The sequence below is a fragment of the Novipirellula herctigrandis genome (assembly GCA_007859835.1).
In the GTDB taxonomy this organism is placed as follows: Bacteria; Planctomycetota; Planctomycetia; order Pirellulales; family Pirellulaceae; genus Novipirellula_A; species Novipirellula_A herctigrandis.
In genome coordinates, this window is sequence record SJPJ01000001.1 from 7,147,400 (window position 1) to 7,170,632 (window position 23,233).

At 52.4% G+C, this 23,233-nt stretch carries 20 protein-coding genes; 8 read left to right on the forward strand and 12 right to left on the reverse strand.

The window, feature by feature from the left end:
- Both CA13_RS26075 and CA13_RS26080 read left to right on the forward strand, forming a co-directional pair.
- A partial coding sequence (locus CA13_RS26075) for a sulfatase-like hydrolase/transferase (protein WP_419194841.1) occupies positions 1–1,599 on the forward strand: 1,599 nt, incomplete at its 5' end.
- A gap of 7 nt (positions 1,600–1,606) precedes the next feature.
- Entirely contained in the window at positions 1,607–2,539 is a 933-nt protein-coding gene (locus CA13_RS26080) for an RluA family pseudouridine synthase (RefSeq protein ID WP_146401687.1), read from the forward strand.
- A 40-nt stretch (positions 2,540–2,579) separates the two neighbouring features.
- Here the strand turns inward: CA13_RS26080 and CA13_RS26085 are convergent, their stop codons facing one another.
- The gene (locus CA13_RS26085; RefSeq protein ID WP_146401689.1) at positions 2,580–3,305 is read right to left on the reverse strand and encodes a methyltransferase domain-containing protein; all 726 of its coding nucleotides are present in this window, start codon (positions 3,303–3,305) and stop codon (positions 2,580–2,582) included.
- A gap of 8 nt (positions 3,306–3,313) precedes the next feature.
- Entirely contained in the window at positions 3,314–4,621 is a 1,308-nt protein-coding gene (locus CA13_RS26090) for a prolipoprotein diacylglyceryl transferase (protein WP_146401691.1), read from the reverse strand.
- A gap of 197 nt (positions 4,622–4,818) precedes the next feature.
- On the opposite strand from CA13_RS26090, the gene CA13_RS26095 reads away from it, so the two are divergent.
- Both CA13_RS26095 and CA13_RS26100 read left to right on the forward strand, forming a co-directional pair.
- On the forward strand, positions 4,819–5,583 hold the full coding sequence (locus tag CA13_RS26095; RefSeq protein WP_146401693.1) for a hypothetical protein: 765 nt from the start codon (positions 4,819–4,821) through the stop codon (positions 5,581–5,583).
- 497 nt (positions 5,584–6,080) lie between these two features.
- A complete protein-coding gene (locus CA13_RS26100) occupies positions 6,081–7,808 on the forward strand; it encodes a S41 family peptidase (RefSeq protein WP_146401695.1) in 1,728 nt (575 codons plus the stop codon).
- A gap of 107 nt (positions 7,809–7,915) precedes the next feature.
- Here the strand turns inward: CA13_RS26100 and CA13_RS26105 are convergent, their stop codons facing one another.
- Together CA13_RS26105 and CA13_RS26110 are read right to left on the reverse strand one after the other, a co-directional pair.
- The gene (locus CA13_RS26105) at positions 7,916–8,320 is read right to left on the reverse strand and encodes a gamma-glutamylcyclotransferase family protein (RefSeq protein WP_146401697.1); all 405 of its coding nucleotides are present in this window, start codon (positions 8,318–8,320) and stop codon (positions 7,916–7,918) included.
- On the reverse strand, positions 8,317–9,669 hold the full coding sequence (locus tag CA13_RS26110) for an asparagine synthase-related protein (RefSeq protein ID WP_146401699.1): 1,353 nt from the start codon (positions 9,667–9,669) through the stop codon (positions 8,317–8,319). The genes CA13_RS26105 and CA13_RS26110 overlap by 4 nt, the downstream gene beginning before the upstream one ends.
- A gap of 252 nt (positions 9,670–9,921) precedes the next feature.
- Here CA13_RS26110 and CA13_RS26115 point away from each other — a divergent pair, with 252 nt between their 5' ends.
- A complete protein-coding gene (locus CA13_RS26115; protein ID WP_146401701.1) occupies positions 9,922–10,512 on the forward strand; it encodes a cytochrome c oxidase subunit 3 in 591 nt (196 codons plus the stop codon).
- Between the two features lie 160 nt (positions 10,513–10,672).
- On the opposite strand, the gene CA13_RS26120 is transcribed toward CA13_RS26115, so the two are convergent.
- The 3 genes from CA13_RS26120 to CA13_RS26130 all read right to left on the reverse strand — a co-directional run bounded on the left by CA13_RS26120 (position 10,673) and on the right by CA13_RS26130 (position 13,712).
- Entirely contained in the window at positions 10,673–11,101 is a 429-nt protein-coding gene (locus tag CA13_RS26120; RefSeq protein ID WP_146401704.1) for a response regulator, read from the reverse strand.
- 55 nt (positions 11,102–11,156) lie between these two features.
- Positions 11,157–12,407: a serine hydroxymethyltransferase gene (locus tag CA13_RS26125; protein WP_146401706.1), complete on the reverse strand. Its 1,251-nt coding sequence runs from the start codon at positions 12,405–12,407 to the stop codon at positions 11,157–11,159.
- A 168-nt stretch (positions 12,408–12,575) separates the two neighbouring features.
- Entirely contained in the window at positions 12,576–13,712 is a 1,137-nt protein-coding gene (locus tag CA13_RS26130; RefSeq protein WP_146401708.1) for an aminotransferase class V-fold PLP-dependent enzyme, read from the reverse strand.
- A 371-nt stretch (positions 13,713–14,083) separates the two neighbouring features.
- On the opposite strand from CA13_RS26130, the gene CA13_RS26135 reads away from it, so the two are divergent.
- The gene (locus CA13_RS26135; protein ID WP_146401710.1) at positions 14,084–14,287 is read left to right on the forward strand and encodes a hypothetical protein; all 204 of its coding nucleotides are present in this window, start codon (positions 14,084–14,086) and stop codon (positions 14,285–14,287) included.
- A gap of 110 nt (positions 14,288–14,397) precedes the next feature.
- On the opposite strand, the gene CA13_RS26140 is transcribed toward CA13_RS26135, so the two are convergent.
- Complete coding sequence (locus CA13_RS26140; protein WP_146401712.1) at positions 14,398–15,540, reverse strand: trypsin-like serine peptidase; 1,143 nt, start codon at positions 15,538–15,540, stop codon at positions 14,398–14,400.
- A gap of 135 nt (positions 15,541–15,675) precedes the next feature.
- On the opposite strand from CA13_RS26140, the gene CA13_RS26145 reads away from it, so the two are divergent.
- Positions 15,676–16,509 carry a glycerophosphodiester phosphodiesterase gene (locus CA13_RS26145; RefSeq protein WP_419194842.1) on the forward strand — a complete coding sequence of 278 codons (834 nt, stop codon included), beginning with the start codon at positions 15,676–15,678 and terminating at the stop codon, positions 16,507–16,509.
- Between the two features lie 141 nt (positions 16,510–16,650).
- Here the strand turns inward: CA13_RS26145 and CA13_RS26150 are convergent, their stop codons facing one another.
- The 3 genes from CA13_RS26150 to galK all read right to left on the reverse strand — a co-directional run bounded on the left by CA13_RS26150 (position 16,651) and on the right by galK (position 20,853).
- Positions 16,651–17,751 (reverse strand): aldose epimerase family protein, encoded by a 1,101-nt coding sequence (locus CA13_RS26150; protein WP_419195159.1) that lies wholly within the window; start codon positions 17,749–17,751, stop codon positions 16,651–16,653.
- Positions 17,752–17,870: 119 nt separating this feature from the next.
- Entirely contained in the window at positions 17,871–19,532 is a 1,662-nt protein-coding gene (locus CA13_RS26155; RefSeq protein ID WP_146401716.1) for a solute:sodium symporter family transporter, read from the reverse strand.
- Positions 19,533–19,635: 103 nt separating this feature from the next.
- Positions 19,636–20,853 carry a galactokinase gene (gene galK / locus CA13_RS26160; RefSeq protein ID WP_146401718.1) on the reverse strand — a complete coding sequence of 406 codons (1,218 nt, stop codon included), beginning with the start codon at positions 20,851–20,853 and terminating at the stop codon, positions 19,636–19,638.
- A 426-nt stretch (positions 20,854–21,279) separates the two neighbouring features.
- On the opposite strand from galK, the gene CA13_RS26165 reads away from it, so the two are divergent.
- Positions 21,280–22,167: a CHAD domain-containing protein gene (locus CA13_RS26165; protein ID WP_146401720.1), complete on the forward strand. Its 888-nt coding sequence runs from the start codon at positions 21,280–21,282 to the stop codon at positions 22,165–22,167.
- An 8-nt stretch (positions 22,168–22,175) separates the two neighbouring features.
- Here the strand turns inward: CA13_RS26165 and CA13_RS26170 are convergent, their stop codons facing one another.
- Positions 22,176–23,210, reverse strand: coding sequence for a methyltransferase domain-containing protein (locus CA13_RS26170; protein ID WP_419194843.1), 1,035 nt, complete (start codon positions 23,208–23,210; stop codon positions 22,176–22,178).
- Positions 23,211–23,233: the final 23 nt, after the last annotated feature.

The following is a 23,233-nucleotide window of genomic DNA, read 5'->3' on the forward strand; positions in this document are numbered from 1 at the left end:
TGCTGGTCCAGCTTATTGTTTGCGGCTCCACCGAACGTGCTACTTATTTGTGTCGATGACTTAAAACCAACCATCGGCTGCTTCGGCGATCCCGTTGCCGTGACACCCCACATCGACCAATTGGCGTCGCGAGGATTGCGTTTCGATGCCGCGTATTGCAACCAAGCGATTTGTTCACCCAGTCGCATTGCTTTGATGACTGGGCTGCGTCCCCAAACAATAGGTATCTATGATTTGGGAACAAATTTGCGGTTAGCCGTCCCCGACGCAGTCACGTTTAGCCAACATTTCATGAACCAGGGTTACCAAGCCGAGGCGCTTGGCAAGATCTATCACCTTGGTCACGGCAACACTGATGATCGACGGTCATGGAGCATCGATGGGTGGCGACCAAAAGCACCACAATATGTCGACAAGGATAGCCTTCGCCAGATGGTGAAAGACAAGAAGGGACGAAATCGCGGTCCGGCGACCGAATTAGCCGATGTTGCGGATGACACCTATGGCGATGGCAAAATTGCGACCGAGGCGATCAAGCGGCTTGCAACGTTTTCCCAGAATCCCGACAAACCTTTCTTCTTGGCTGTCGGTTTCCTGAAACCGCATCTGCCTTTCGTGGCTCCGAAAAAGTATTGGGACCTTTACGATCCCGCTTTGCTTCCCATGCCAAAGGTTCTTTCCAAACCAACCGATGCACCCGAATACGCAGCGACCAACTTTGGCGAACTTCGAGAATATTCCGATATGCGAAGCAAAGGGAAAATTGACGAAGCGACCACGCGACATCTGATTCACGGCTATTACGCAGCGACAACTTACATGGACACCCAGCTTGGAAGAGTGATCGATGCACTCGACGAGCATGACCTTGCTAAGAACACGATCGTTGTCCTGTGGGGCGACCATGGATGGCATCTTGGCGATCACGGTCAGTGGTGCAAACACACCAACTACCAACAAGCCACTCAGATTCCGGTTGTGATTGTTGCGCCCGATGGTCGTCATGGCGATGCGACCGATGCGATGCTCGAAACCGTTGACCTTTATCCCACCGTTTGCGAGCTAGCGGGCATCCATTTGCCAACTGGAATCGACGGAACCAGTCTGGCGTCGGTGGTTCGCAGCGGCAATGCGAACGGCCGCGACTATGTCACCCATGTGTATCCACGCGGAAATCGAATGGGACGCGCCATTCGCAATGCTCGTTATCGAATGGTTGAGTGGAAAGTGCCCGGCGATCCATCCACGTTTGCTGATCTCGAATTATACGATTACCAAACGGATCCACTGGAGACCCAAAACGTCGCGATGGAAAAGCCGGAAGTGGTGGCTGCGATGCGGGCGATTCTTGCGACACATCCCGAGGCGAAACCGCAGATTGGCAAGAAGGAAAAATGGCTGCTCGGCAGTCAAGAGCAAGCCAAACGCCGCAGGATGTTTCGCAGCCGCGATGCCAACCAAGACGGATTGTTGACAATGGAAGAGTTTTTATCTAATCAACCCGATCCCGAGGAAGCGCCAAAGCGTTTTCCACGGTTTGATCGAAATCGCGACGGCAAGTTGTCCGCCGACGAGTTTATCTTTAGCGGAGGCCAATAATCGATCCATGCCCATCACAACACTTTCTACAACCGTTCAAGCGGACGCCGCCGGGCGAGTCGACTTGGTCATTCGTGATCTGGCGGCGGTTTCTCGCAGCCAAGTACGCGGCTTGGTCGATCATGGTTGCGTTTCGGTGAACGGCAATATTTGCAGGAATATTGGCGCGACAGTCAAAGAGGGCGATAGTGTTTCGATTCGCTTTGATCCTGCGCAACGCTACCGCGAGAAAAAGAAGAGCTGGGAGGATCGAACGTTTAGCGTTCTGTACGAAGACGACATTCTGATCGTGGTCGACAAATCGGCCGGATCGCTGACGGTGCCGACGGACAACAAAGAAAAGAACTCGCTGGTTGATCGCGTCTCGGTTTACTTGAGTCATTCACGAGGTGAGCGAGAGGCGTTTGTCGTCCATCGACTCGACCGCGAAGTGAGCGGCCTATTGGTTTTCGGCAAACGCAAAGATGTTGCGGATGCCTTGATCGAGCAATTTAAGCAACGCAAACCCGAACGGTTTTACATAGCGATTGTCTCCGGGGTGATGGACCGCGACGAAGGTAAATTCCACTCACATTTAGCGACCGGCAATAACCTCGACCGATACATCACCCGGCCGTCGGCTAATACAGAAGAGGCGATCACGTTGTTTCGCGTCCTCAAGCGAATGCAGGACACGACGCTCGTGGAACTGCAACTTGAAACGGGAAAGCGAAATCAAATTCGAGTCCAACTTGCCGACGTCGGGCATCCCGTGCTCGGTGATCCACGCTACCAAACCAAAAAGGCCCAGCATCCACGATGGGTGCGCAAGCGAATTGCTTTGCACGCCAAGTCGTTGTCGTTTGTCCATCCCGGAACGGGGGAAATGGTTTCCTTTGAATCACCACTCCCTTCCGCGATGGAGAAGTTCATCGCGTTTCGGGAAAAAGCGAAGTCATAGCATTACCATTCGCAAGACCAATGGCGTGGTTGGAAAACGGTCATGCAAAGGCGGGTGAAGCGATCGGTTCCACCATTTCGTCAGCCGTCATTAAGAAACGGCAAGGCATGACCGAGCGGATTTTTACAGGCCTTGCCAGAGCTGACTCAGCGAGTCGTCTGAACTCCTCGCGTGTGAAGGAAGCGTTTACCGTTGTGACGCTGTCGTGACGCAGCACCGGTGAACGGCTAAGTAAATGAGACGCTGTTTTTAAAACAGCCAAGTTCCAACGTGTCCGTTCAATATCGCACACCATAACCGACCGGTTCGACGATTGTGCCATCGACTGCAGCAATCGAAACGCCTGTGGTTCGTCAAGTTGATGCATCAGAAGCGTGCAAACCACCACATCAAATCCAACCGGCAAATCGCCTTTTCGACAATCCAGACGAACACTTTGAATTGTCACGTTCGCGTTTTGTGCCAAGCGTTGTTGCTGATCGATCGCGTTTTCGCTTTTGTCGCTGGCTGTGATGCAAAGGTTTAGGCCTGCTCTGTTGGCTTTCGCCGCCCAAGAAATGGGCAATTCACCATTGCCGCTGGCAAGATCCAAAACGCGAAGCGGGCGGTCGGGTATGTCGCGAGCGTAACGTTCGAGTTGGTGGAACAGAACTTCTGCCAACCCGGTAAGTCGATTGATACGCGACAATCCGTTCAAGGCCCGCTGCCGCTCTGATTCGGGTAGATTCGGGTCCTCAATCCACTCCGTTTCTCGCACTCGATTCATCCCCCAGATCACAGTTTCACCTGCGCTCCTTTTACGACCAATCCATCTCCTTCATGACCGCCCTGCTTGCGATAATAGATCCAAAACAAACCAATCAGTGCACCTAGAAACACGAGCACACTGACCCACTGGGAAATGGATAAATCGGTTCCGAATTGACCTTCTTCGTCAACGCGAACCCACTCTAGAAAAAACCTTAGGATCGCATAGCTGGCGAACCCTATCATCATAACCGCTCCTTGCCGACGAAGCACGTAGGATGCTGCGCATAACAGTCCACATAGGATTATCGCCGAGAAACTGCTGATCAATTGTGCTGGCTGAACCGCCACGGCATGCACCGGCAAGTCGTTTGGCGTCCAGCGGTACATTTTCCCGTCGATTAATGCCAATAGGCCACGTGGTCCACGTTCGGCCGCGACGGTTTTGGGCATATCGAGCAGGAATCGGTCGTCGAGTTGAAGACTTTCGACAACACTTCCCGATTTGATGCCGGCTTGGTCCGCGAGGCTCCCACTGCGGACCTCTTCGATTATCCCCGTTTGGCGGTCAATCGTTAGGCCTACCAACACGCCCGACTCTAATTGGTCTACGTAGACGGGGCTGCCCTGGGGAAAATGCAGCGCAGCCCAATACTCCTCACATTGCCCGCCGTAACAGCAGCCATTTAGAAAACAGCCGATCCGTCCAAAGAACAAGCCAAGGAACATGCACGGTACGATTGCGTCACCAAGTTTAAGAATCGGCAATTTGTGTCGAACGATGAAAAACACGGCTGCAAGCGTCCCAACAATAAATCCGCCGTAGACGACCAAACCGCCTTCGGTGAAGGTCAGCATGCTTCGAGCGGTTTCGGCAAACGAGTCATGGATAAAGTGATCGCGGTACTGGATCACGTAAAATAATCTGGCACCGCCAATTCCGCCAATAAAGACCCAGGGAGCCATGTTGATGATCACATCGGGGTCGATCCCGCGTCGTTTGGCTCGCCACATCGCTAACCCGACCGCTGACAAAACGCCCAGTAGCAGCATCACGCCATAGCCGCGGATTGCCATCCCAATCGGGTCCCCGTCAATGTTTTTCACTTCCACCGCTGGCAACACAAATAGGATTGCGCCGGCGAACAACGCCCACATCAAGCCTTCGCCGGCCAAGTAGCCACCGATCGATTCACCGGATTTCCTTTGAATCCCTTGGCGGAGAATCACCAATCGGACCACCAACGCAATCGCGAAAAAGATTAACACCCACCCGAAGCCAAACACGGTCAGTCCGGCGATTTCGTGCGGAATGGAAAACAGGGTGCTACGCATAACGATGGAATCTTGAATCGTGAATGAAATGAAAGCGAGCGTGCCAGCTTGGGTCTACGTGCCAGCTTTGATCTACGTGCCAGCTTTGATCTACGTGCCAGCTTTGGTCTAGACGCGTCCTTACTCTCTTTTCTACGCTCCACCATGCCGAAACGTCCAGACGTCTTGCACTCCTCGAATCGACACGTACCAATCTAATGTTAGCAAAAATCACGTTTCACCGTGTCCCTGCCCTGCACCGTGTCCCTGCCCTGCTTTGTCTGGTGTTGGGCCTGACTTTGAGCCTGTGTGTGGATGCCGCCGACTTTCGAGTCGAAACGAAGATTTATGAAGGAAAGAGTGAACAACCTGCGGCGGAGCATTTAATCCTGTTCCAGACTGGCTTGGTATACGATCTTCCTCAACTCGATGACCGGTATTTGACAGTCTACGACATGGAACGAAAACGGGTTATTTTGCTGGACCAGCAATCCAAAACTCGCACCACCCTCAGCGTCGATGACTTGGTCCGGATCACGGCCCAGGCCCGCAGTGCAGCGGAAACACGGGATCAACAAACACGTCTGGGCATCTTAGCAGCACCTGATATCGATCCCGAAACCAATCTGTACCGAATCCAATTCGGCGATACCGAGTATACGACGACCGTCCAAGAGATTGCGGACATCAATCTAGCAATTCAGTACGGACAATTCGCTGACTTGGCATCCCGACTCAATTTAGTGCGTCGAATCGGTTTGCCTCCGTTCGCTCGGATGTCACTAAATCAGCGCATTGCTTCGGATGGGAAGTTACCAAAAGAAACCACCCTGGCAATTCGCCGAGGGATCGCAACGGATCGATTTCGTTCGACTCATGACGTGATTGGACACATCAGTCAATCGGATCGCAAGCGGATCGAAGAAGCGGGCAGCATGTTGGCGCTCTACCGCGAAATCCCGCTTGGCGAAATGGAGCCGTAGTTGAGCACAACGCACAACGCTGGACACAATTCACACCGTTGAGCACAATGCCTCATGGTTGTCAGTGCGTTGATTTGCGCCTAGTCCGCTCAGCACGCCGTGAAACTCGAACGTGCCATTTCTTTTGTTGCCTTCATGGTGGACAACGCCTATCGTACTTTTGGAAGCCATGATGACTTTGCGTCATCTCACGTGCAACGGACGCACACAACGGTGAAACAAGGCGTGAAACTTGTTTGCTCGGGTTGACCTTCTCTTTGAGTCAGCCTGCAAGACCGGAACATTTGCGTCGACCCGATTGCCAGCTTACCAGCTGTTAGGTCTGCGTTGAGTTTTCCAATTTTTCATCGCATCGTTTTTTTGACCAGGCACCATTCGTGACCTATATTCCCGTAGCTGCGTGGTCTGAGCGTCTTTGCGCAGCTTGAACCAGATGTCACCTCCCTTGGCGTCTGCGGGACCTCCGCCTGACAACGCTCATTACGGATTATCCACGCATGGATTGGATCAACAAGATCTCGGCGTTACGCCCAAGCGGTCAATGTTGCCTTCGCTTTGTCGTCGCCTTTACGATCTCTGCTGTTTCGCTACTCGGCCCTTCGCTCGACCAACGCAATAGGTTGTGTGCGGAATCCGCCGCAGCAACGAGCGACGTTGTCACTCAAAGCGAACAGGCGGCGATCGCGCACGGTTTGGAACTCGAACAATCACGTTTGTGGGCCGATGCTGTTCGTCACTATGAAAAAGCGACGAAGAAGTTTTCCGACGACTCCGCATTGTACCAACGTTTGGTGATCGCCAAATTGCATTACGATGTGAACCGTCGCTACCAAGACACCAGCTTTGTCCGATCGGTTGACCAATTGTCGGCTGAACAATCACTCGACTTGTATTCGGAAATTCTTGCCAACTTGCAAACGCACTACGTCGACAACGTTGACTGGGCTCGTGTAATGCTGCACGGCACCGCAGCTCTCGAAGTAGCATTGACTGAGCCAAAGTTCGTCCAGCACACGTTGGCTAAAGCCGATCCAAAAGCTGTTGAAAACTTTCGCCAGAACGTTCACCACGAGTTGACCAATCGCAGCACCGAGACACGATTCGATTTGCGAGCGAACGTTGCCTATGTATCGTCGATTGCACAGAGTCGGCTCGGTTTGTCGCCGACCGCCGTGGCACTGGAATACCTCAGCGGCGCAGTATCGACGCTCGACCCTTACACCCGCTTATTGTCAGGTAACCAACTTGACGAAATGTTCTCAAACATCGAAGGCAACTTTGTTGGTTTGGGGATTGAATTGAAGGCGGAAAGCGATTGTCTGAAAATCGTGTCTGTCATCCCGGGCGGACCTGCCGAAGAAGCCGGGATCGTCGCAGGTGAAAAGATCGTTCGCGTCGAATCGACCAGCACAGAAACCGACGACACCGGTTACGCAGCCGACCTGCTACGCGGACCTGAAAACTCGTTCGTCTCGATCGGATTGCTTAGCGTCGAAGGAACAAAACGTGATCTGAGTGTTCAACGGCGGCGTGTTGATGTGCCATGTGTCGAAAATGTCCACATGGTAGATCCGGCGAACAAGGTGGGCTACTTGCGTTTGACTAACTTTCAAAAAACGACGACTCGCGATGTCGAGCAAGCGTTGTGGGATTTGCATCGCCAAGGAATGAAATCCCTGGTCTTGGACGTGCGTGGCAATCCCGGCGGACTGTTGTCAGCAGCAGTGGAAGTCGCCGACCGTTTCTTAGGCAACGGTCGCATCGTGACGACGCGTGGACGCAATGTCCGCGAGAACTTTGACTACACTGCTCACCGTCCAAACACTTGGAACATCCCGTTAGCGGTTCTGATTGACCGTGACAGTGCAAGTGCGAGCGAGATTTTCGCGGGTGCAATTGCTGATAGCGGTCGCGGCGCCGTCGTGGGTGAAACAAGTTATGGCAAAGGGAGTGTTCAAGGCATCTTTCGAATGCAAACGTCCAAATTCGGTCTGTGTTTGACCACTGCCAAGTTCTATTCGCCAAGTGGTCAAGCGATTAGTCGTCACGGGGTGATTCCTAGCGTGCCGGTTGAATCGACTTATGTTGCCGCTCGCCCGAACGCCGACGGTGAAATGACGACTGACCGAGAAGACGCTGTTTTGCAACGAGCGATCCTGGCTTTGGCCGAAACGGCACCCGAAAAACAAGATTCGCAGTTGAATTGGATTAGTCGACGCCCCTAACGCGTAGCGGGCCAAAACGTGATTGCTGATACAAATGGCGAAAAGCCGGTTGCCGATTGCAGCCGGCTTTTTTTATGCCTTTGTTGGTTTCGAGATCACCTAAAAAATCACGGCCATATCACGAAACCATTTTCGTTGGTTGCATCGATTTTTTGGAAACCATCCCGCTGGGGATCGGTCGCGTAGTGGTATCCGTAGGCTTGTCCCAATCGATTGCCATTGAGATCAAACACATCGACACAAACACGGCGATACAAATCATCGCACCCGTGTTGGTTGGCCCCTTCAATCGAATCTAGTCGATCGAGAACTATCGGAAGTTCTTCTACGGCGAACGCTCTATGCTCTCCTCGTACTCGATCGGTCCCGATCGTCATGGCCGGGTAATCTTTTCGGCCATAGAGAGTTCCAAACGCCCACGCCGGTTGGATTGTTTTTGCGGCGCAAGGCCAAAGCGATTCACGGCATTGCCCCTGTTTGAGAGTTCCGTAGACAAATACGGAATCGATCATGCGTGCAATTCCGTAAACGCGCGGCGATAATCGCTGTCCAACGCGGGGAATATCTTCGAGAAGCTGGCGGTGGAAGCGGCGCCATGTTGAAATCGTCGCTTCGGATAAACCGGCATATCAAAACCGGTGACTGCTTTCACGCCGCGCCGGACGACCTCGCCTTTGAGTGCGTATAGCTTTCGATGGTCCCATTGAGTGAGTTCAATAAAGGGTATGCCTTCGGCGATCTCGATCACATTCGGAAGTGCATAGGGACTCAAGCCACTGAATCCAAACAGCCGTCCTGGTGCCCACGTGCGAGCGTGCCCGCGACTTTGGCCGCCCGAATAGGTCTTCGAATGCTTCAACGCATCAATCCCCCAGCCTTCCTGATACAACATTCGATTTTCTAAAACGTCTTGGATGGTTAGTCCTCGGTTGTCCTCGATTGGATAGTCTTTCAAGTTCTCATCACCGCCGTCACCGTCAATCAGCCAACGCCAATCGGGATAACGATTTCGAATTGCTTCGCAGACTGCATAGCCAACGGTTGCGGATTGAATATCGAGCGGTTTGTAATCCTCGACCGCAGCGATCGCTTTGCGATAGTCAATTGCATCGAGAGGAACCGAAACGATTTCCAAGACCGAGTCTAAGTTCAGTTGTTCAAGAAAATCTTTTGATTGTGCTGCATCGGATCCTTCGCCGTCAATCGACAGCGTGAATGCATGCAGTCGCTCCAAGGAATCGCCTCGCTTGTGAAGCAGATGATTCAGGAGTAAGAACACTGATCCGCTATCGATACCACCTGAGAACATTACCCCGATCGGTTCTTTCGGTTCGACAATATCGAGCCATCGATCGAGCTCGCTGGTCAATTGGCGGATATAGGTTTCACCGATCGTATCCAAATCGGCGGGCAAGCAATGCCGCTTTGGAGTTAGGAACCGCTCGTAACGGATGCTCGTTTCGGTTGGATCATTCAAATTTACTTCTAACAAATAGTGTGCGGGCACCATTCGTGTGTCGACCGGGTCAAAGGATCCGGCGGCATCGTGTTGAGTGAGGTAGTCGCGTATCTCGTCAATCCGTTCTGCCACCACCAATTGAGTGACCTGGTTGGGGTCATCACCGATTTTTGCAAAGTAATATCGCATCGGCCGGGCGATCGTTCGGGCCATTCGAACGAGTGGGCCGGTTTGATGGACCACCGCGTATTGGCCGTCGATTTGCCTGATTTGGTCAACTTCGCCGCTGCCGACTGCCAGCGCCGCTTGGTTGGCCGTTAGATCGAAAAACAAATTGACACTCGGGTCAATCAAATTGACGAGCGAGCAGAGCGGCTTCGGTTCATGGTTCGATGGAGACATAGCAAACGAGTATCGAAACTCGGCAGAAAACAGGAAGAGGGGATTGAGACTTAGCCGCCTGAGTGAATTGTTGCGAAACCACACGGTAAACTCAAGCGTCAGCCGTTTTGACTGGTTGTGTCGGCAATTTTCGGCCCTCTAGGGCCGTAGCAGTGGTGTTTGGTGCCTTGTTCCCAGCGGCTCGTTTGGACGTAGACTAAGATCCTCGTATTTTTGCTCGTTCTTCTCATTTGTCAAAGTGGTCCAATTTTGATGCCCGTTTCTGCATCTTCGCTTCCGATCGATCGACGTTACCAACAGGGGGGCGTCTTGTTGCTCGCATCGCTAATGATGTTTTTTCTTAGCAGCATATTGCTCTATGCCCTCTACGCTTATTGGCGACGCGATGATCCGATGTCGATGGTTCCACTTCCTAGTGCATTTCTGGTTAGCACGTTAATTCTGATGCTGATCAGCGGCCTGCTCCATTTGTCCACGCTGGCGATGCGGCGCGAGAAGCGATTTCAGACCGTCACATTGCTGTTCGCCAGCATTGTCCTAGCGATTGTGTTTACCGCCGTCCAATTGGTAACCATGAATGCCATGCTTGAGGGGCCCGCACTGGTTGAAGGAAATGGAAAGGGGTTGGTCGGCATGGTTGCGGTGCTGGTGATATTGCATGCCCTGCACGTGGCCGGCGGTGTCGCTGCACTGGGAATCGTTTTGGTCCGAACGATCCAACACAAGTACGATCACGAGAGCTATTGGCCGATCCGTTTCGCGGCACAATATTGGCATTTTCTTGACATCGTTTGGCTCTGCATGCTCGCTGCGTTTTGGTTCACTACCGGCGGATTCGCGTGAGCTGAAATTCAAACGCAAAGAGTTTGGGACCAATCGTCAAACGTGCGCCGTATCGACGAAAAAAGCCAACCTTTTTCGAAGGCGGCTCTTCGTTGAAATTTTCTTTCTCGATTCACTCGTTGCGATCACTTTTAAACGGTCCAAACAAAACGGTCGCCGTTTACTGCTGATCTTCCATTTGTTGTATGTATTGACGCAGTCGCTCGAGTTCGTCTTCGGTGCCTTTTAGCTTTAGCATGTTTTCAACACGTTTTAGCAATTCGATCTTGTTGACGGGTTTGGTTAGAAAGTCGTCGGTCCCGGCGGCAACCGCACGTTCGATATCACCAAGCTCATTGAGCGCCGTGACCATCAAAACCATTACCCGTTTGGTCGCACCATCACCCTTGATCTTCTCACAGACCTCGAACCCACTGAGCTTGGGCATCATCACGTCTAAAAGTACCAAGTCAGGACCAAACGCTGCGACCTTGTCGAGCGTATCTTGGCCATCAATGGACGTTTCAATTTCGCAGTCCACGTTCGCTAGATAGGCCTCGAGTAGTTCTCGGTTGGCGACGTTGTCATCAGCAATCAGGATGCGGTGCATGATCGAAGTGTTTTCGGTGAGTTTTGAAAGGGTGAAATCGTATTGGATTCGCGTGTTAAGCGAGTTGTCGTTCGGCAGGAACCGGGAAACTTTTGCACAGTTCTCGGATTTCGTTGCGGATCGATTCGTGCAGCGAGGTATCGTCAGGATTGGAAAGCCCTTGATAAATCCATGCTCCGACGCGTTTCATTTCGTCGCTGCCCATGCCGCGCGTTGTCAGTGCGGGGGTTCCGATCCGAATCCCCGATGGGTCCATTGGTTTGCGGGTGTCAAATGGGATCATGTTCATATTGACCGTGATACCACATTGATCCAAGACCGCTTCGGCTTTCTTGCCCCCAAGGTCCACTGCCGTGACATCGACCAACATCAAATGGTTGTCGGTCCCGCCGCTGACCAAAGGCAATCCCGCTTGCATCAAGGTGTCCGCTAGAACTTTGGCATTTTCGACGACGGCTTTTCCATAGGCCTTGAAGTCATCGGTCATCGCTTCTGCAAAACAAACTGCCTTGCCCGCGATCACATGCATCAGCGGGCCACCTTGGGTTCCCGGGAATACGTTGCGATTGACCAACTTCAAATGTTCCTGTTTGCATAGGATCAAACCACTTCGCGGGCCACGCAGCGTCTTATGTGTCGTGGTGGTCACGTAGTCCGCATAGGGAACGGGGCTGTTGTGTTGGCCCGATGCGACCAAGCCGGCATAGTGGGCCATATCGACCATCAACTTCGCGCCGACTTCTTCCGCGATTTCCGCAAACCGATCATGCGGAATTTCTCGCGGGTAGGCGCTGGCACCGGCGACAATCATTTTTGGTTTCTGCTCGCGAGCCAGCTTGGCGATTTGGTCAAAATCAAGCCGATGGTTCTTCGCGTCAACGCCGTAACTTTGGAAATTGTATAGCCGGCCGCTAATGTTTAGCTTCATGCCGTGGGTCAAGTGGCCGCCCTGAGCCAAGTCCAAACCGAGGACCGTATCGCCAACTTCCAAAGCGGCCAAATAGACCGCCGTGTTGGCTTGCGATCCACTGTGTGGTTGAACGTTGGCAGCCTCGGCACCGAACAACTGCTTCGCTCGCTCAATCGCCAAGGTTTCGACCACGTCGACATGCTCACAACCGCCGTAATAACGTCGGCCTGGGTACCCTTCGGCATATTTGTTGGTCAGCACACTACCGGCAGCTTCCATCACTGCGGGACTGGTGTAATTCTCACTAGCAATCATTTCCAACCCGTCCTGTTGACGAGTGGCTTCAGCTTCCATGGCTTTCCAGATTTCAGGATCCTGCGATTGCAGAAAGTTCATAAGCTTTTCGTAGTTTCTGGGGTTTTGGTGGAGGTTTCGAAGGTGGATGGGAGCGAACGGGCGGCCTGCCCGAAGTCTTCAGCCGTGATTGTCCGCGCAGAAACGATGGTCGTCAATGTCCGACCAACGTGTAATTGGAACCGACATAAAATACTGGCAGACTATTAATCACGACCGGAACGATTTCACCACCGCAACCAACCGATCTAAGTCTTCCTCGTTGTTGTACGCATGCACGCTCGCCCGTACTCCACTACCGCGGCAACTCAGCACCACGTTCTGTTCGAGACCTCGTTCGCGTATTTTGGCCGGTTCGGTTCCGTCGAGCCGGAAATTGACGATGCTGCTTTGGTTTTCCCGATCCGCCGCCAGGGACGTTTTCACGCCCATCGCACGTAGTTTTTGATCAAGTTCGGTCGCCAACCCGACCACGCGCTGCTCGATCGCATCGGCACCATGGTGGTCAAGCACGGCGAGGAAAATATCGAGACTGGCCGACAATCCCGCCAATCCGACCATGTTGGCCGAACCCGATTCGTAACGAGCCGCTTCGTTCCTCAGATCCATTTTGGGTTCAGCGTAGTTATAAGAATTTTTGACGCTGCCCCAGCCGATATTGCCGAGGCGGAGTTTTCCAAAATGTTCGCGTCGAATCATAGCTAGGCCCGCTCCTTCGGGGCCCAGCAGCCATTTGTGGCCGTCCGCAGCGAGAAAATCGACTGGTGTTTTCTTCAAATCAAGCGGATACATCCCGAGTCCTTGGATCGCATCCAAAAATACCAACACGCCCCGTTCGTGCGACTGACGCACCAATTCGGCGACATCCAGCCGGTATCCGCTGGCGTATCCGACCCAGCTAGCCGCAACGATCCGTGTCGAATCGTCCATCGCATCGACCAAATCAGCGACATTCACTTCGTGCGTTTCGCCATGTTTAGATTGTCGCCTGGGCACGATCCTCAGTTCGACGCCTCGGGATTGTTGGTTCATCCAAGGGAACAGATTGCTTGGGAATTCGCCCTCGGGAATCACCACGTTATCGCCCGGTTTCCAGTCCCAACCTTCGGCAACAAAGTTGATTCCGGCAGTCGTATTGGGGATCAATGCGATTTCCTTCGACTCGCATCCAAGTAATCTTGCGGCATTTCGACGCAGCTTTTCGTTCGAATCGGCCCAAGTTGGCCAAACGGTGTCGCCTTGTCGCGACGCTTGGTCGGCGAATTGGGTGATCGCGGTTGCTGCGGGGCCGCTGAGCGGGGCCACCGCGGCGTGGTCAAAATAGGCCCACGTTTTGGCGATTGGCATTTGGCTTCGCCACCACTTCCAAGGGGCTGTTTCGCACTTCCAGCGGCCCGTTTCGCATTGTGGAGCATCAGTTTGGGCCCGTTCAGCATCCGATTGGAGACTAACTGACGAATATTTTGGATTTTCCATAACCTCGCTATGCTCTCTGCAAAACCTGTGAATAGACTGTTCAGAGCTTAGCAAATCGCTCCACCTACTGCTCCCTATTTTCGTTGTAACCAGTACAAACCCAGTCCAGATTCAAAAAACGTCAATTTAGGACCCCTGCGTGGGTCTGGGGAACAAGGCGAAGAGCAACTATACTCTGAGGCACCCCACGTTCGATTTACCACATTGATTCACAAACTTTCTTCCCAAACGCGAGGTTATTGATGCCCAAGGCTCTCTGCTTGATCAGCCTTGTTGCGTCGATCCTGATCCTGGTGCTGTTTCTAGCCGATGCAGCAATGGGGATGCTTGGAATGACCGATATGGCACCTCTCCGATCGGCCAATATGCTGATGGACATTACCTTCGTGATTATCGGCGGGATCATGGTCTATCTCAGTTGGTCGACCTATCGCGAACAGCGATAAGTACACTTTTGCTTCTTTGGCGAGCCGATCTTTGGGTTGGTAGTTGCCCTTGCATTGGCAATCGGCCTTGCGATGGGTCCGAGCGGGCAAAATGTCACGAATTTCGCATGTCACGAATTCCGCCCCGCACGGAACTGGTGAAAAACATGGTCGTCACTGAGTTTCGCGAACATCTTGGGTCCGAAAAACGGTGATACCGTCGCCATCAAATTTGGCTCGCCCGGATCGTACCTCAATTTTGCGTGTCCCGACGTGACTCCGACGGCCACGTAGCGATCCGTTTTCTTGTCTTTGGCTATCCAAGGACATCCACTCGCTCCGCCCCCAAAATTGGTCGCGATCACAGGTGAATAGTCATCGTCGCCACCACTGCTTCGGCTGAATAGATACTCGCCGCGAGATCGCCAAAGCTGTTTGCCAAAATCAAAACCGCTGGTGGCCGGGTAGCCAACAATCGCTACCGCCGTGGTGTTGAAAAAATGGTTATCGGTCAAGGTTTCCAACGGGATCTCCGCATTTACGATATCACCGATGTTGCGATCGACATAGCAGAATGCGACATCGTTGTTCGTCGTTGGATTCTCGAAATAACCGCGAGGAATATGGCAACTCGTGATCCGGCACTTGGGACGCTCGGTTACCGAGTAGTAGTCATAGCCGGGATAGAATTCGAGTGAACGCGACCATGTGCGGTCCGTCGTGTCGAACAAATTATGTGCACTGGTCACTAGCAAACTCGGACCCGCGATCCAAGCGGACCCCATCGCTGGGTCTCCCCAGGAACTTCGCTGGGTGTAGATGAACAATTTGCCTATCGCCCGTAGTTGGCTATTGTCCGAATCGACAACCAATTGAGTGTCGAAGTAGGGAGTCAGCGGAATGCGTCCGAGAGTATCCACATCAGGAAAATTTTTGGATGGCAACACATTGACGATCGCGCCGTGACTCTGTTTGTAATTTACTGCGGGAGGAATATCACGATGATTCGGACTTGAGAACGAATTCGGACTTGAGAACGTAGGCCCATCGACGACATTCCCATGCACCTCCGATGGCTGCACGTAGCCGCCGTCCGCTGCGGGGTAAGTTGGTAGCGAAGCTGTTTCCGTAAGTGGGCTTTCACGGAACAGTCGGTAACCTTTGGGCGTCAAGAAAGGATGGTCGTTGTAGCCCGGATCCGGATTCCCTGAACCATACGAACCGGGATATTGAGTATAGCGGTCGCGTCGTGGGCGATTGTTGGGTCCAGGCATTCAGTGTTCCACCTAGTTTGTTAGAATGGGCTCCGTGCTGGTAGTGTACCTTCCAACACTGTTTTGCAAAGTGTTTCGGTCGTTCTAATTCTGGCACCTTGTTGTCCAACCAAATACCAAATCTCGGATTCAGCGATGGGGATTTCAACCAATTCGACCTGTTTATTCCTCGTCGTAATCGGCGCGATGTCGCTAGCGGGTCTTCCCTCGAACACGGCTGCCCAGATGATTGTTGCCCACCGCGGTGCGTCGAATGATGCGCCCGAAAATACGTTGGCTGCCTTCGAACTCGCTTGGCAGCAAAACGCGGATGGGATCGAAGGCGACTTCTATTTAACGGCAGATAGTGAAATCGTCTGCATTCACGATGATTCGACCAAGCGGACCGCAAAAGTCGAATTGAACGTCGAATCCTCGACGCTCGCTGAGCTTCGCAGCCTCGAAGTTGGCCGTTGGAAGTCCCCCAAATTTGATGGCGAAAAGATTCCGACTTTTGCTGAAGTATTGGCGACGGTGCCACAGGGCCGAACGTTTGTCATTGAACTGAAAAGTGATCACAAGATTGTCGAGCCGCTCGTCGCGGCGCTGGCGAGGCTCGACCATGCGAATATCAAATTGCTTGTCATTTCCTTTGACGAACAAACCGTTACCGATTGCAAAAAGCGATTGCCGAACGTCGAGGCGCATTGGTTGACGAGCTTTAAACGCAAAGCCCCCGGTTTGCCTTATCATCCTAGCGCCGATGAAATCGCGGCGGTGGTTCGACGCTGTGGTGCGGATGGTGTTGGGATGAAAAGCATGCCAAAGTTGATTGACCAAGCATTCGTCAGCCGGCTCCATGCCGGTGGTTGTCCTGCCTTTCATGTTTGGACGGTTGATTTGCCCACTGACGCGAAACATTTTCAAAGTCTCGGAGCCATGGGCATTACAACGAATGTACCAAAAGAGATTCGTGCTGCGATCGATTGAAACCTTGGCCGAACCTTGCTACCTGTTAAAGCCAAGATGGTAAAAAAAACGTCGCCTTCTATCTCGCGAATGGGCGTTAACAAAACGCATCTTCGCGGACCGAAGGCGACAATAAGATTGCTGCGACCGTTACTTGGGCCGTTACTTGGCCGAAAACTTGAAGGCAGTGGTCGTACGGTATTCTTCGCCAGGACTGAGGATTGTCGAGGGGAAGTTCGGTTGATTAGGGCTGTCGGGATAGTGTTGAGTTTCCAAACAGAATCCGCCACGATGCAAGTATGTCTTGCCCGACTTACCCTTCAAGCGGCCATCAAGAAAGTTGCCGCAATAGAATTGGATGCCTGGCTCGGTCGTGTGAACTTCAAGGACTCGGCCCGAATCCGATTCTGTAACGCGAGCGGCTAGGGTCATCGCGTCGCTATCGCCACTTTTGTCCAAGACAAAGTTGTGGTCAAAGCCCAGTCCGAATTCCAACTGTTCGTTCTCTTGTCCAATATCGCATCCGATCGCTTTTGCAGTCGTGAAGTCGAATGGAGTACCAGCGACATCCGGCATTTCGCCAGTCGGGATTAGGCCTTCATCTACTGGCGTGTACCGTTTGGCGTTGAGCATTAACGCATGGTCCAAGATCGTTCCTTCGCCTTCACCCTTTAAGTTGAAGTAAGTGTGCTGAGTGAGGTTGACGGGCGTCTTCTTGTCAGTCGTTGCAAAATAATCGATCACCAATTCGTTCGCATTGGTCAATCGATAGGTCACCTTCACGTTTAGGTTCCCCGGATAACCTTCCTCCATGTCTTTGGCCAAATAGTTCAGTTCCAAACCGGACCATCCATCCCCTTCGACTGGTTTTGCATCCCACACTACTTTGTCGAAACCGATGATCCCGCCGTGCAAGTGATTTTCGTTATTGTTGGTCGCCAATGAGTAAGTTTCGCCATCAATGGTGAACTCTCCTTTGGCAATACGGTTTCCGTAGCGACCGACGACCGCACCAAAGTAAGGTTTGTCGACAGCATTGATATAGTCTTTCAAGTGGTTGTAACCAAGTACAACATCTTCCATGTTGCCGTCGCGATCCGGTACCAGGATGGATGTGATGATCGCGCCGAAGTTGGTCACTTTGACCGTCATCCCGGAGCTATTTTTCAGCGTGTAAAGTTTAATACTGTCAAAGTCTTCCACAGCGACCTCTGCGAAGGTTGGTTTGGGGGTTGATCCGAGTATCGCAATGGTTGCGACAATCAGCGAAAGGATTGATTTTGTTTTCACGGGATTACCAAGTGGAGGGTGTCATTCATAGGAAAGGAAGGGCACGCCACGAATTCTGATTTCATGGCTGCCCCCTGAGTCAGTACGCCAGTTTAATAGAAAACAGCATACAGAATAAACATAGACACAATCACAACGCCACCAAAGAACTTTGCCGATTTTGAACCGGTTAAATCCATGTTCTTGTTAACCGGCAGCACAACAGGCACTTTCAGAGGGAACAATAGCGTGATTACGGTCAAAACCGCCAGAACGGCACCGAAGCAAATTGCCATTCGATTTAGGAATGTAATATCCGAAGTTTGAGGCAACAGTTTGAGTGTTCCATACAAGATCGGACACAAGAGCAATCCAACCGTTCCGCTCCAGCGAGGAGCTCGGTGGACGAGGATGCCGAAGATGAAAATGGCTAATATTCCTGGTGAGATGAATCCTTGGAATTCTTGGATGTAAGCGAAAATTCCGCCAAAAGAATCAAGCCGTGGAGCGATCAGCAAAGCGATCAACACAAAGACGATCGTACAGGCTCGACCGACACGAACCAATTCTGTTTGCGAGGCACTCTTCTTCAGTTTGTTGTAAATGTCCATCGTGAAAATCGTCGAAGCGGAGTTCAACATCGAAGCGAGCGATGAGACGACCGCGCCGAAAATCGCTGCCAAAACGAAGCCGAGTAGCCCGCTACCGGGCGTCAGCAAATTCTTTAGCAAAAGCGGAAACGCCGAATCGTAGTCACCAGTGACTTGTTCGTTGTACAAGTTGAACGCCATGATCCCCGGCATCACCACAATGAACGGAATGATCAATTTTAAGGCTGCGGCGAAGATAATGCCCTTTTGACCTTCGGCCAATGACTTCGATCCGAGCGTTCGTTGAGTGATGTATTGATTAAGGCCCCAGTAGAAAAAGTTGGGGATCCACAAACCAATCATTAATGCCGTCCAAGGAATTTCCGGATCGTCCGCTGGGCGAACCATATGTAGCTTACCTTCCGGTAGCGGAGCGGAGTTCAGCGAAAAGAACCGTTCGATACCTCCTTGTGATGCGATCTCTTCGGCAGTGACCGATTGGTTTCGAGCAGTTGCTGCAAGCTTCTCGGGATCGGCATCACCGAGTGCGGTGACAGCCAAGTAGGCAAGAATTGCACCACCCACGATCAATGCAGCCCCTTGAATCAAATCGGCCCAGGCACAGGCTTTCAATCCTCCGGCGAAAACGTAAGCCGCAGCGAGTATACCGATGATCCAACATCCAACCGTGATGCTGCCCAGGTCGAGTCCTAAGAGAATCTGGCCTTCGAAAAAGACGCTGATCACTTTTGCACCAGAATAAATGACCGATGCGGTGGGAACGCCCACCAAGATCACCATTGTGCTAACGGCCATCACCGAGCGAGCGAACGTGTTGTAGCGATACTCCAAGAATTCCGGGATTGTGTAGATACCGCTTTTGAGAAAAACGGGCAGAAACACAAACGCGGTCACGACCAATGTGGCCGCCGCCATCCACTCGTAGCTTGCGATCGCCATCCCCAACCAATTCGCGGCTGATCCGGTCATTCCAACGAACTGCTCGGTGGATATATTCGCAGCAATCAGCGAAAAACCGACCAAATACCAAGTCAGACCACGTCCAGCAAGAAAATAGTCCTGAGCGTCCTTTGCCTCATTGTCTTCGTCACGACTCTTCCACAAACCGATGGATATCACCGAAATGACGAACCCAACGAAAACAACAATGTCCAATATGCCCATGAGTGTTTGCCTGATTGATCTATAAGGAAGGAGAAGGGATTGTGGGAATGGAAACGACCGAAGTTTGGCTTCGATGCGTCTCGAGTTCGCTTTGCGATGTAGTTTATTTGATTCGGTGAGCACCGATTGCGGGACGGCTTGCGAACGAATGTGGCTCGATGCCGGTTTTTTCCTGGTACTGTTTTTCCATCTCAGCCGTCACTTCGGCAACCTTCGTTGACTCCACGAGGGTTACGGTGCATCCGCCGAATCCGCCACCGGTCATTCGCGATCCGTAGACGCCGCCTTGGCTGCCAATCGAATTTGCCAATTCGACGAGCAAATCCAATTCTTCACAGCTCACCTCGTAGTCGTCTTTCAGCGAAGCGTGGCTAGCGTACATCATTTCGCCAAGCTCATCCCACTGGCCCGATTCAATTGCCTTGGCTGCTTTCCAGGTTCGGTCAATCTCTGTGACAACGTGGCGTGCTCGGCGGAATTCGACGTCGCCGAGTTGATCTTTCGCTGCTTCAACCTGCGCCATGGTGACGTTTCGCCAAGAATCAGCGCCCAATTTTTTGAGTGCCGAATCGCATTGGCTGCGACGTTGGCCGTATTCGCCGCCGGACAATTCGTGCTTGACGTTGGTGTTGGTAATGAGCACCGAAATGTTGTCGCTCGAAAACGGTACGTGTTTCAATTCTTGCGAGCGACAATCGAGCAACATGAATGCGTTCTCCTGGCCAAACACGCTGCTGAATTGGTCCATGATGCCGCAGGGAACCCCAGCAAAATCGTGCTCGGCTTTTTGACACAACAGAGCTTTTTCGTCGAGGCCCATGGCAACGCCGGTGACTGCCTCAAGCAGCGTCGCTGTGGCGACTTCTAAGGCCGCGCTACTGCTAAGACCGCCTCCCAACGGAACGTTTGATTCCAAAAGCAAGTTCATCGCGGGCAGTTTGCTAGACGCATCGGCGCCGATCTTTTTCATGAAACCGGCAAACACACCCTCGATGTAGCTGTGCCATTTGGGCGGCAACGACGGTTCGGGGACTTTCGTTAGATCAAGTTGGGCGACTTGGTCCATGTTGACGCTTCGCAGATTGACCACCGCTTCGTCGGAATCGCTTTTCGCAGCAGCAATCACGATGTATCGCTCGATCGCCATCGGCAACACAAAGCCGTCGTTATAGTCGATGTGTTCGCCGATCAAGTTGACGCGTCCAGGGGCTGCAACGATCCATTCGGGCGGAGACGAATTCTCGGCAATGAAGGTTTCAGCCAATCGTTGAACCAAGTCGGCGAGAGGGCCAGTGTAGGAATTGATTTCTTGAGAAGTCATTTCGGAATGGGTTGGTGATGCTGTGATTGAATGCGGCTTTCTTCCAAAAAGGGGGCTCGATACCGCTGGTAGAGGTGTGCGAGCGAGTTTTTGGGTGGTGAAAGGCCCATTTGGGGGAGGATTTGACAGCGATTATGAACTGACAGGGAACCCAGCACAATGAGATGCGTCACTTTAGACGGGATAATCAATATAGAAATTGGCCCAAGATGCGAGCCTAACCGCTCCAAACGTCGACGCATCCGTAACCGGAATCCCTTGCCGAGTTCGCCCGGCATTCACCGATCGGCTCGATTTTGCATTCGCGTTGGCTACCAACCATAATGACTTGCTTCCATTGTGAGTGTGCTGTCGCAATCGCCCCCATTGAAGCTTTCAAGCCTCAAGCCAGTCTTGCCCCCCTGTCTTGCACCCCATTGCTTCCCAATGCCATTTCGATTCGATGTCGAACAGACTGTTACCCGAAACCTTCGTCAAATAGCGACCGAGCAAGTCCGGCAATCGATCGCTGAGTTATCGGATCCACAGCTTGACCGAACCGAAACCGTTCACAATGCGCGAAAACGATGCAAGAAAATCCGTGGATTATTGCGTCTGGTGCGTCCTTCCGTTGAGGGAATCTTCCGCAACGAAAACTTGCATTTCCGCGACGCTGCCCAGCGATTATCCGAAGTGCGGGATGCCGATGCCCTTGTCGAAGCGTTTGAACTCTTTCGCAACGAGGAAGGCCAATCGCTTTCGCCCGATATTCTCGACTCGATCGCGGATCGATTGGCCAAGCACAGCGAATCCGTTGGGATTAGCAAGGTGGAGAGTGATCGTCGCATCACTGAGTTCCTGGCCGACATGGAAGCGGCTCTTGAGCGGATACCCACTTGGAAATGTGGCTGTCGTGGCTTCAGGGCGCTTCGCGGTGGCATCGAAAAGACGTACAGCCGAGGCTGTGAAACAATGACACGAGCGGCGGATATTCCGTCGGATGACAATCTGCATCAATGGCGAAAGCGAGCCAAGTACCACTGGTATCATGTTCGATTGCTTCGCGATTATTGCAGAAGCAAATTCAAGGCACGAGCGAAGCGATTGAAAAAGTTGTCGGATGTTCTCGGGGACGACCACGATTTAGCGGTTCTGCGCCAATTTGTAATCGAACACCCCGATTCCGTGCCGTCCCCAGGGACGATGTTCGAAGTGGTTCAAGCGGTTGATAGCCGACGTCATCGTTTGCAACATGAATCGCAGCAAATTGGTAAAACACTTTACGTGGAATCGCCGAAGTCATGGACGCGGCATTTGGAAAAGCGATTTAAGTAAGCATCAAATTAGGCTACCTGTAAACGCATTGATTCGGCGACTTGTTCGATCGTACCACCGGCGGAGTAGTCAAATGCCATTTCGATCGAGTCGTCCTTGGACACGTCAAAGGGTGAACCGATCGGAAGAACCAAGCACTGGTTTGGCCACGTGATCGCTTGCTCTTTGCTCATATCAACAGCAAGCACGTTTTGTGTCACGAACCGAATTGCGTTGATTGCGCCCGAGCGAATTGCGGTTAGCTGTTCTTGGACTTGGAACTGCAACGGTATTGGTTCGTCGTAGCTGATAGTCGCGTAGGCCGATAGTGACGCAAAATCGGTCGTGCGGGGTTGGTCCAGTAGCGGTGCTTGGAACATCGGCACCGGAGCATGGTAGCCTGAAAAATCGAACGATTGATGAACCGGTTGTGCCATCAGGATCGAAACTTCTGGAATGAATACCGGCAATTTTTTGCCGTGAGCTTGGCGGTAACGCCGCTTGAAAGCAGCGATCACCTGAGCTTGTTTTTCCCGCAGCAGTCCCACGTGCAGCATTTCACAGATAACGACATCGACTTCGGTATCAGGAACAAACTCGGTGGCGTCTTGATGGATCACTTCGATTTGTTCGTCGAGTCCGTTGTCGCGTATCAAACCTCGCGCACATGCGACCAATTCGGCGTTCCGCTCGACGCATGTCACACGCGCACCACGACGAGCAGCGAAGGACGATAGAATTCCGGTTCCGCCGCCAAGTTCGACCACATGCATCCCAGGGGAAACGAGCAAATTGATCGCTTGCTGGAACGCGCCGACGCGATCTTCGTCTTGCAACATGTTGTAGTGGTACAGCAGCGGGATGTATTGACCGAGAACATGATCCCCGGTTGCGGAGCGACTATCGGCTTGATCACGATTGGTTGAAGATTTAGCGGAAATCGCTGCCTGCATCGGTGCCTCGGGCGGTTGCGGGGGGCTTGGGCAATGAATCGGACCGGTTCGAGTGACCGGACCGCTTGGAGGCGGAGGGTAGGTGGTTTGGGCGACTCGTTTCAATAGCATTTCAAAGCACCCTCGCCGTTGCG

What these genes read in the sequence shown, in the direction of transcription:
- CA13_RS26080 (WP_146401687.1), top strand. Translation starts at nt 1,607, where the DNA reads ATGCCCATCACAACACTTTCTACAACCGTTCAAGCGGACGCCGCCGGG.
- CA13_RS26090 (WP_146401691.1), bottom strand. Translation starts at nt 4,621, where the DNA reads ATGCGTAGCACCCTGTTTTCCATTCCGCACGAAATCGCCGGACTGACC.
- galK (WP_146401718.1), bottom strand. Translation starts at nt 20,853, where the DNA reads ATGACTTCTCAAGAAATCAATTCCTACACTGGCCCTCTCGCCGACTTG.
- CA13_RS26120 (WP_146401704.1), bottom strand. Translation starts at nt 11,101, where the DNA reads ATGCACCGCATCCTGATTGCTGATGACAACGTCGCCAACCGAGAACTA.
- CA13_RS26135 (WP_146401710.1), top strand. Translation starts at nt 14,084, where the DNA reads ATGCCCAAGGCTCTCTGCTTGATCAGCCTTGTTGCGTCGATCCTGATC.
- CA13_RS26095 (WP_146401693.1), top strand. Translation starts at nt 4,819, where the DNA reads ATGTTAGCAAAAATCACGTTTCACCGTGTCCCTGCCCTGCACCGTGTC.
- CA13_RS26100 (WP_146401695.1), top strand. Translation starts at nt 6,081, where the DNA reads ATGGATTGGATCAACAAGATCTCGGCGTTACGCCCAAGCGGTCAATGT.
- CA13_RS26110 (WP_146401699.1), bottom strand. Translation starts at nt 9,669, where the DNA reads ATGTCTCCATCGAACCATGAACCGAAGCCGCTCTGCTCGCTCGTCAAT.
- CA13_RS26125 (WP_146401706.1), bottom strand. Translation starts at nt 12,407, where the DNA reads ATGAACTTTCTGCAATCGCAGGATCCTGAAATCTGGAAAGCCATGGAA.
- CA13_RS26145 (WP_419194842.1), top strand. Translation starts at nt 15,676, where the DNA reads ATGGGGATTTCAACCAATTCGACCTGTTTATTCCTCGTCGTAATCGGC.
- CA13_RS26170 (WP_419194843.1), bottom strand. Translation starts at nt 23,210, where the DNA reads ATGCTATTGAAACGAGTCGCCCAAACCACCTACCCTCCGCCTCCAAGC.
- CA13_RS26155 (WP_146401716.1), bottom strand. Translation starts at nt 19,532, where the DNA reads ATGGGCATATTGGACATTGTTGTTTTCGTTGGGTTCGTCATTTCGGTG.
- CA13_RS26085 (WP_146401689.1), bottom strand. Translation starts at nt 3,305, where the DNA reads ATGAATCGAGTGCGAGAAACGGAGTGGATTGAGGACCCGAATCTACCC.
- CA13_RS26140 (WP_146401712.1), bottom strand. Translation starts at nt 15,540, where the DNA reads ATGCCTGGACCCAACAATCGCCCACGACGCGACCGCTATACTCAATAT.
- CA13_RS26165 (WP_146401720.1), top strand. Translation starts at nt 21,280, where the DNA reads ATGCCATTTCGATTCGATGTCGAACAGACTGTTACCCGAAACCTTCGT.
- CA13_RS26115 (WP_146401701.1), top strand. Translation starts at nt 9,922, where the DNA reads ATGCCCGTTTCTGCATCTTCGCTTCCGATCGATCGACGTTACCAACAG.
- CA13_RS26105 (WP_146401697.1), bottom strand. Translation starts at nt 8,320, where the DNA reads ATGATCGATTCCGTATTTGTCTACGGAACTCTCAAACAGGGGCAATGC.
- CA13_RS26130 (WP_146401708.1), bottom strand. Translation starts at nt 13,712, where the DNA reads ATGCCAATCGCCAAAACGTGGGCCTATTTTGACCACGCCGCGGTGGCC.